Genomic DNA, 8,325 nt, shown 5'->3' with positions numbered 1-8,325 from the left:
AAAGTTTATTGAAACAAAGTTCAATAAACTTTCTGTAACATCAGTAACAATAGGCGTTACAAAGAATTTTGCCAACTATTTTTGACTATTAAACCTTTTTTATGTAAGTGAGATTCAATTACTGAAGAACAAATTTAGCTAAAGGAGCCATTCTTGCTTTGTTTAAAGTAAGTGTATTTCCATTTACAGAGTAATTGTCTGCTGCGAGAATTGCTTTGGTGAATTGATTTTCAATATCAAGATCTTCACAAGCCATCTTGGTAGACATTCCCTGATTGAATTTAATTCTCATTATGTCCGGTTTGATCTCAAATGTTCCTCCTAAACCATTACATCCGGCATGCCCCTGATATCTCATTCCGTCCATTTCAAGCTTGAAATAAGGATTGTTTTTAGGATTCTTCAGTTCAATAGGCTTCCCGTTAAGCTCTGTAAGTTTCCAAGTTTTTCCTGTAATATCAGTAGTTGCTTTTTGAGTATTTTGTGTTTTACATGAAACAACTAAAAATGTTGCGACAACAAGTGCCGATAAATAATAATATAAACTTCTCATAATGTGTAATTTTTTAAATGTAAATTGCTAATCCCTATGCTAATACGATGCCATTTTTGCGGGACCTGACTCTTTTTTTGCCTGTTTAAGATGGAACAGAACCATATCAACATTCTTTTTCAGGAAGGTGATATTCCCTTTAATATCAGAATATTGATACTCTTCATTGGAGGCTGTATAATCAGGTAAAGCATCACTTTTTTTAAGGTCAAAAGTTTTGCCGTTTAAATGTATTGTTGCTGTATTTTTGGTGTTGTTGATCGTTACTTCTATTTTTTCTCCATAACTGTCAACATACACATTTTTTGAAATGTCATCTGTATTTTCCGGAGCAGCAGTAATGGTTTCAGCGTCTTTTCCGGGATGTTTACACGCTGTTAGGGAAATAATAGTCAATCCGAAAAGGACTGGTAATAATAATTTTTTCATAGTGATAAGTGATTTTAAAGTGTTTCATGAATTATGATGTTGATGCCATATAAATTTACAAATATTTTTAATAAATATATGTTAATTTTTCATAAACTAACAGAAAATTAAAGTTTTATATAATTTAACTCACTGCTTTTATAAACAAAATTCAGGAAACAAAAAGTAATAATTATTGTGGATAATTAAGAATAACCGTTGTTAATTCAGGGTTTTTAACGAACGAGTTTTCAATAGTATAATCTTGTTTTTTTCTCATTTCTCATTTGATGTGTTAATTTTCGGCAAAAATAATTCAAAAATAAGAGAGTGACAATAAGTTAATGTTAATAATTCTTATTTATGATAAAGTTTAGGTGGGAATAGAGAAAATTTAATAATAAAGTACCAGGCCATTTAAAATGTTCAAAAATGCAACCGCTTTAAAATTAAAATTTCCTTAAATCAACGGAAGTGGCTTAATTTTTGAAAATTGAAACTTGCACAAATGAGATGTCAGAATTGCTCGAATGACGCTTGAATAAAAGAAATATTTAATATTTATCATATTTTTACATTCAGGTATTTTAAAGAAGAGTTAAATTTTGTTAATCCATGACGATAATATCATAATCCGGGTGTACATTTGCAACTTCAAAATGAGAAACTTTATAGTATACTTTTTAACCAGTCTTTTTCTGCTCTTTGTAGTAGAAAGCAGACTTGATGTTAAAACGCTCCGAAACGACTATAACGGTCATGTTTCTCATCATATGCCGAAAAAAGCCAACCGACTGAATCAGACTTTTGAAAAACTCTCTGTTCAGCAAATGGCCGATAGTGTAGACAATTCCACTTTAGAACTTACCGAAAATGATTTCCAGCTGTCTGATGTATGGCAGGCTATTGTTGTTTTTGCCGGAGTTTTCAGTCTTGTCTATATTTTTGGGTTAAAAAGCTATCAACGGTCAAAACCGGATATTCATGGCTTTGTTCTTGGTTTAGCAACCAAAAGATTTATTCTTATCCGTTCTATTAGAATTTAAAAATTCTCCGTTCTGTTTATTTTTCTGCCAGATTCCGGGTGGAAAGTACCTGCGTTGTGTATGTTGGTAATCATCACATCGTCCCTCTTTTATTACCGTTTTTATTTCTATCAAAACATTAACGATTTATATAAACTCTAGAATTATGATAAAAAGAGTTGCTTCGGGAATTGCGCTGAGTGCCCTTCTGTTGGCGGTTGGCTGCAATAAGAAAGAACAAGAAAAAGAAGAAGTTACCGTATATCCGGTAACATCCCCTGTGGTAATGGATACCGTAATCAACAAAGAATACGTAGCCCAGATTCAATCTGTAAAAAACATTGAAGTAAGAGCTCAGGAAAAAGGTTTTCTGGAAAAAATCTTTGTAGATGAAGGACAATACGTACAGGCGGGGCAAACATTGTTCCGGATCATGCCTAAACTGTATCAGGCAGAATTATTAAAAGCAAAAGCAGAAGTGGAACAGGCTTCCATTGAGCTGAAAAACGCAAGTACATTGGCGGGAAACAATATCGTTTCTAAAAATGAAAGAGCAATGGCAAAAGCCAAGCTGGATGCGGCCAATGCAGAGATGAAACTGGCTCAGATCCATCTTTCTTTTACTGATATCAAAGCACCATTCTCAGGTATTATCAACAGGATTCCTCTGAAATTAGGAAGTCTTGTAGATGAAGGCGACCTGTTGACTTCGTTATCAGATAATACAAGTATTTATACGTATTTCAACGTTTCAGAACCGGAATATTTAAGCTATCAGACTCATGCTGCAGACAGAGGCAGTAACCAGGTTTCTCTGATTACAGCAAACGGAGAAACATATACACAAAAAGGAGAAATTCAGACGATTGAAGGAGAATTTGATAACGAAACAGGAAATATTGCTTTCCGTGCGAAATTCCCTAATCCGGACAAACTTCTGAGAAACGGAGAAACCGGAAAAGTGCAGATGTCTATGCCTGTTCATAATGCTCTGATTATTCCTCAGAAAGCAACCTATGAGATTCAGGATCAGAAATATGTATTTGTTATTGATAAAAATGGAGTAGCAAAATCCAGAAATATCAAAGTGGCCTATGAACTTCAGGACTTGTATGTGGTAGGATCAGGAATTTCAAAAGGAGATCAGATTCTTCTGGAAGGAGTTCAGAAAGTAAAGGATGATCAAAAAGTGAAAACAAAATTCCAGGATCCTAAGAAAGTTCTTCAATCATTGAAATTAAAAGCAGAGTAGTCGTCTCTAAAATGAAGCAGTATGTTTAAGAAATTCATTCGCAGACCAGTTCTGTCTATAGTAATCTCATTGATTATTGTATTTATGGGAATACTGTCATTGGTAAAACTTCCGGTGACACAGTTCCCATCCATTTCTCCGCCTAAAGTAAATATCACCGCGGAATATCCCGGAGCTAACAACGAATTGTTGATTAAATCCGTAGTAATCCCCCTGGAAAGAGGATTAAATGGAGTTCCCGGTATGAAATATATGACCTCAGATGCCGGAAATGACGGGGAAGCTTCCATTCAGATTGTATTTGATCTGGGAACGGATCCCAATGTAGCAGCGGTAAATGTTCAGAACCGTGTATCTTCAGTAGTCAATAAACTTCCTCCTCTTGTAGTGCGCGAAGGGGTAAAGATCACACGTGAAGAACCCAACATGTTGATGTACATTAACCTGTACAGTGACGATCCTAAAGCTGACCAGAAATTCCTTTTCAATTATGCGGATATCAATGTAATGTCTGAATTGAGAAGGGTAAGTGGTGTAGGTTTTGCCGATATCCTGGGAACCCGTGAATATGCCATGCGTATCTGGCTTAAGCCGGACAGGTTAACAGCATATAACATTTCAGCAGATGAAGTAATGGAATCTCTGAATGAGCAGAGTTTGGAAGCTTCCCCTGGGAAAACAGGTGAAAGTTCAGGAAAACGCTCTCAGTCTTTCGAGTACGTATTAAAATATCCTGGTCGTTTCAATAATGAAAAAGATTACGGAAATATCATTTTAAAAGCAAAACCGAACGGAGAATCTGTAAGACTGAAAGATGTTGCCGATATTGAGTTTGGAAGTTCCATGTATGATATTTATTCCACATTGAACGGAAAACCTTCAGCTGCGATCACCGTAAAACAATCCTATGGATCCAATGCAAGTGACGTTATCAAAAATGTGAAAGCATTGATGAAAGATCTTGAAAAAAATAATTTTCCTAAGGGAATGCATTATGACATCAGTTATGACGTTTCAAGATTTCTGGATGCCTCCATGGAAAAAGTAATCCATACTTTATTTGAAGCCTTCATTTTGGTTGCCATCGTAGTATTCCTGTTCCTTGGAGACTGGCGCTCAACATTGATCCCTGCATTAGCCGTTCCGGTTTCATTGGTAGGAACATTTGCTGTGATGTCCGCCTTTGGAATTACCCTGAATATGATTTCCCTCTTTGCCTTAGTAATGGCGATCGGGGTTGTAGTAGATGACGCGATTGTAGTTATTGAAGCTGTTCACGCCAAGATGGAAGAGAAACATCTTTCCCCATTGAAGGCCACGGAAGAAGCAATGCATGAGATCAGTGGAGCAATTATCGCCATTACGCTGGTAATGGCATCGGTATTCATTCCGATTGCATTTATGTCCGGACCGGTTGGGGTATTCTATCGTCAGTTCTCGATTACAATGGCTTCATCCATTATTTTATCAGGAGTAGTGGCACTTACTTTGACACCGGCATTATGTGCTCTGATCTTAAGAAATAATCATGGAAAAGCTAAGAAGAAAACTCCGGTTACTATTTTCCTTGATAAATTCAACAACCTGTTTACAAAAGGAGCCGGAAGATATGAGAAAATGCTGAATAAAACGGTAACGAAAAAGACAATAACATTGCCATTGCTGTTAGCATTTTGTGCCTGTACATTCTTCCTGAGCAATTCTTTACCTTCAGGGTTTATTCCTGCTGAAGACCAGGGGATGATTTATGCCATTATTCAGACACCTCCGGGATCAACATTGGAAAGAACCAATCAGATTGCAAGAGAACTTTTGAGAGAATCTGAAGATATTGACGGCGTACAGTCTGTTTCTTCTCTTGCAGGGTATGAAATTTTGACGGAAGGTACCGGATCCAACTCAGGAACTTGTCTGATCAACCTTAAAAGCTGGGAAGAACGTAAAGAATCCGCAGCGGAAATCATTGAAAAGCTTGAGGAAAAAGCCAAAAATATTCCGGGAGCCAATATTGAATTTTTCCAGCCGCCTTCTGTACCGGGATATGGAGCTGCAGGAGGTTTTGAACTTCGTTTGCTGGATAAAGCAGGAAGTGGAGATTATCATAAAATGGAGCAGGTAAGTAATGATTTTGTGAAGGAACTTAAGAAGCGTCCGGAACTGGGATCAGCATTTACATTCTATTCTGCGAGTTTCCCACAGTACATGCTTAAGATAGATAATGATCTTGCAGAACAAAAAGGAGTCACTATTGAAAAGGCGATGGATAACCTTTCTACATTGATCGGTTCCAACTATGAAACGAGTTTTATCCGTTTTGACAGACCTTATAAGGTTATTGTTCAGGCCGGACCTCAATATCGTGCGCTTCCCACTGACCTCTTGAAATTATATGTTAAAAATGATAAAGACCAGATGGTTCCGTATTCAGACTTTATGAGATTGGAAAAAGTATACGGATTATCGGAGATTACAAGGCATAATATGTATAACTCTGCCGAGGTGAGTGGAACTCCGGCACCTGGATACAGTAGTGGACAGGCAATTCAGGCAATTCAGGAAGTTGCGGATAAAACACTTCCAAGAGGTTTTGGTATCGACTGGGCAGGGATCTCCAAAGATGAAGTAAGCCGTGGTAATGAAGCCGTATTTATCTTCCTTGTATGTTTAGGATTTGTTTACCTGATTCTTTCTGCACAATATGAAAGTTTCATCCTTCCTTTACCGGTTATTTTATCCCTTCCGGTAGGTATTTTTGGAGCATTTTTATGCTTAAAGCTTTTAGGATTGGAAAACAATATCTATGCACAGGTGGCCATGGTCATGCTTATCGGACTTCTGGGCAAAAATGCCGTATTGATTGTTGAATTTGCTGTACAGAAGAAAGCAGAAGAGGGAATTCCTGTGGCAAAAGCTGCTATTGAAGGAGCTGCCATCCGTTTCCGTCCGATTTTGATGACCTCATTTGCCTTCATCGCAGGATTAATTCCATTGGTGATTGCAACCGGACCTGGAGCAGTGGGTAACAGAACCATTGGTACAGCAGCGGCAGGAGGAATGTTAATCGGAACCATTTTCGGATTGATGATTATCCCCGGATTGTATTATATTTTCGGAACAATTGCTGATAAGTCACGATTGGCGAGATATGAAGAAGAGAATCCTTTAACAGAACAAACTGAACCTTATGAACATGATGGAAAATTCGAAGACTAAAAATATAATCACAGCCATTGCCTTATCACTTGTACTTGCAAGCTGTAAGGCGCCGATGGCGACTGTCATAAAAGACGAGGTAAAAGAAAATATTCCTCAGAACTTTAATCAGGAAGAACAGCAGGATGCTAACAGCAATAGCGGAACAACACCATGGAGACAGTTCTTTACAGATCCTAACCTGGTAACTCTCATTGAAACGGCTTTAAAGAATAATCAGGAGCTGTTGATCACACTTCAGGAGATTGAAATTGCTAAAAGTGGTGTGTTAGCTAAAAAAGGAAGATTGACTCCAACCGTTTCTGCGGGAGTAGGAGCAGGATTAAAAAAAGCAGGGCGCTACACCAGTGAAGGAGCAGGTGATGCAACGACACAAATTGAACCGGGAAAAGAAATGCCGGATCCCCTTGGGAATTTTGAAGCAGGATTAAACGCAAGCTGGGAGATTGATATCTGGAAAAAACTCAGAACGGAAAAAGAATCTGCAGTTGCTCATTATCTTTCTACGGTGGAAGGGAAGAACTTCGTTTTGTCTAATCTTATTGAAGAAGTTGCTGATAATTATTATGAATTGCTGGCACTTGATAACCAGTTGGATATTATACAGCAGTACATCAAGCTTCAGCAGAGAGCATTGGAAATTTCCAAAATTCAGAAAGAAGCGGCTGCTGCAACAGAACTGGCAGTGAAAAAATTTGAAGCAGAACTGGCGAAATCCAAAGCAGCAGAATATACAATCCGCCAGCAGATCACAGAGAAGGAAAATGAAATCAATGCTTTGCTGGGAAGATATCCACAGCCAATCGTGAGAACAAAGGAAAACTTTATGTCTACCATTCCTCCGACGGTTTATACCGGAATTCCGTCTCAGCTATTAGCCAACCGTCCTGATATCAAGCAGGCAGAACTGGAATTGAAGGCTTCAAAACTGGATGTGGAAGCTGCAAGAAAAGAATTCTATCCTTCTTTGGAAATTTCTGCAACCTTAGGACTGGAAGCTTTCAAACCATCCTATCTTGTTAAATTGCCGGAATCCATTGCTTATAATCTGGCAGGTGAACTGGCAGGTCCGCTGATTAACAAAAGTGCGATAAAAGCGAACTTCCAGACCGCAGATGCCAAACAGATTCAGGCGTTGTACGAATATGACAAAACTATCCTGAATGCTTATCTGGATGTTGCCAATCTGATGTCAAAAGTTAAAAACATAGATCAGTATTATCAGTTGAAATCACAGGAAACAAAAGCCCTGGATCAGTCTATTGATATTGCCAATCAGTTGTTCCGTAATTCAAGAGCTGATTATCTTGAAGTTCTTCTGAACCAGAGAGATGCATTGGATGCTAAAATGGAGCTTATAGAAGCAAAACAAAAACAGCTCAGCACTGTAGTCGACATCTATAAGAGTTTAGGTGGAGGCTGGAAATAAAACATCATAATTCTATCAATAAACAGTTAATGTTTTTTGGAGGGTCAATTCTTTTAGGATTGGCCCTTTTTATTTTTAATACGACAGGTTTTGTCGTTCTAAGTCGATATTTTTGCCTCATAACAGAATGAAAATATACAGAGAATTTACTTATGAATAGTATGATTTACATTAAAGCACACAAGAGTGATTTTTGTGTCTTAAAAAGTATTAAATTCGTGAAGTTTTAAGAAACTAATTACTAACTCAGAAAACATAGAATGAAAAAAATCTATCTCGGTGCATTCACTTTATGCACAGCCCTGGGCGTATCTGCTCAGGAAGTGGTATGGCAGAAAGACATCCAATCTTCTACCCAGGATTTTCTAAGCCAGGTTACTACAACCATTGACGGACAGTATCTTGTCTCAGGAAGTTCCATTCAAAGCGATAAACTTCAACAGAA

6 protein-coding genes and 1 pseudogene are annotated in these 8,325 nt (G+C 37.7%); 5 read left to right on the top strand and 2 right to left on the bottom strand.

The features are described 5' to 3' along the window. Window positions 1-118: 118 nt before the first annotated feature. Both BW946_RS20860 and BW946_RS20855 read right to left on the bottom strand, forming a co-directional pair. Window positions 119-553 (bottom strand): META domain-containing protein, encoded by a 435-nt coding sequence (locus BW946_RS20860; RefSeq protein ID WP_076598004.1) that lies wholly within the window; start codon window positions 551-553, stop codon window positions 119-121. Window positions 554-592: 39 nt separating this feature from the next. Continuing rightward, on the bottom strand, window positions 593-982 hold the full coding sequence (locus tag BW946_RS20855) for a multicopper oxidase domain-containing protein (protein ID WP_076598003.1): 390 nt from the start codon (window positions 980-982) through the stop codon (window positions 593-595). Between the two features lie 638 nt (window positions 983-1,620). On the opposite strand from BW946_RS20855, the gene BW946_RS20850 reads away from it, so the two are divergent. From BW946_RS20850 to BW946_RS20830, 5 genes and pseudogenes are all read left to right on the top strand, one after another. Further along, entirely contained in the window at window positions 1,621-2,007 is a 387-nt protein-coding gene (locus BW946_RS20850; protein WP_076598002.1) for a hypothetical protein, read from the top strand. A gap of 148 nt (window positions 2,008-2,155) precedes the next feature. Continuing rightward, the gene (locus BW946_RS20845) at window positions 2,156-3,238 is read left to right on the top strand and encodes an efflux RND transporter periplasmic adaptor subunit (protein WP_076598005.1); all 1,083 of its coding nucleotides are present in this window, start codon (window positions 2,156-2,158) and stop codon (window positions 3,236-3,238) included. 21 nt (window positions 3,239-3,259) lie between these two features. Then, window positions 3,260-6,451: an efflux RND transporter permease subunit gene (locus tag BW946_RS20840; RefSeq protein ID WP_076598001.1), complete on the top strand. Its 3,192-nt coding sequence runs from the start codon at window positions 3,260-3,262 to the stop codon at window positions 6,449-6,451. Continuing rightward, a complete protein-coding gene (locus tag BW946_RS20835; RefSeq protein ID WP_076598000.1) occupies window positions 6,423-7,880 on the top strand; it encodes a TolC family protein in 1,458 nt (485 codons plus the stop codon). The genes BW946_RS20840 and BW946_RS20835 overlap by 29 nt, the downstream gene beginning before the upstream one ends. A 260-nt stretch (window positions 7,881-8,140) precedes the next feature. Next, window positions 8,141-8,325, top strand: a pseudogene (locus BW946_RS20830) (T9SS C-terminal target domain-containing protein); the annotation flags it as partial.

Source organism: Chryseobacterium sp. RU33C (genome assembly GCF_900156015.1).
GTDB lineage: Bacteria > Bacteroidota > Bacteroidia > Flavobacteriales > Weeksellaceae > Chryseobacterium > Chryseobacterium candidae.
The sequence above is the reverse complement of the archived record's forward strand: the minus strand, read 5'-3'. Positions and strand labels throughout refer to the sequence as shown.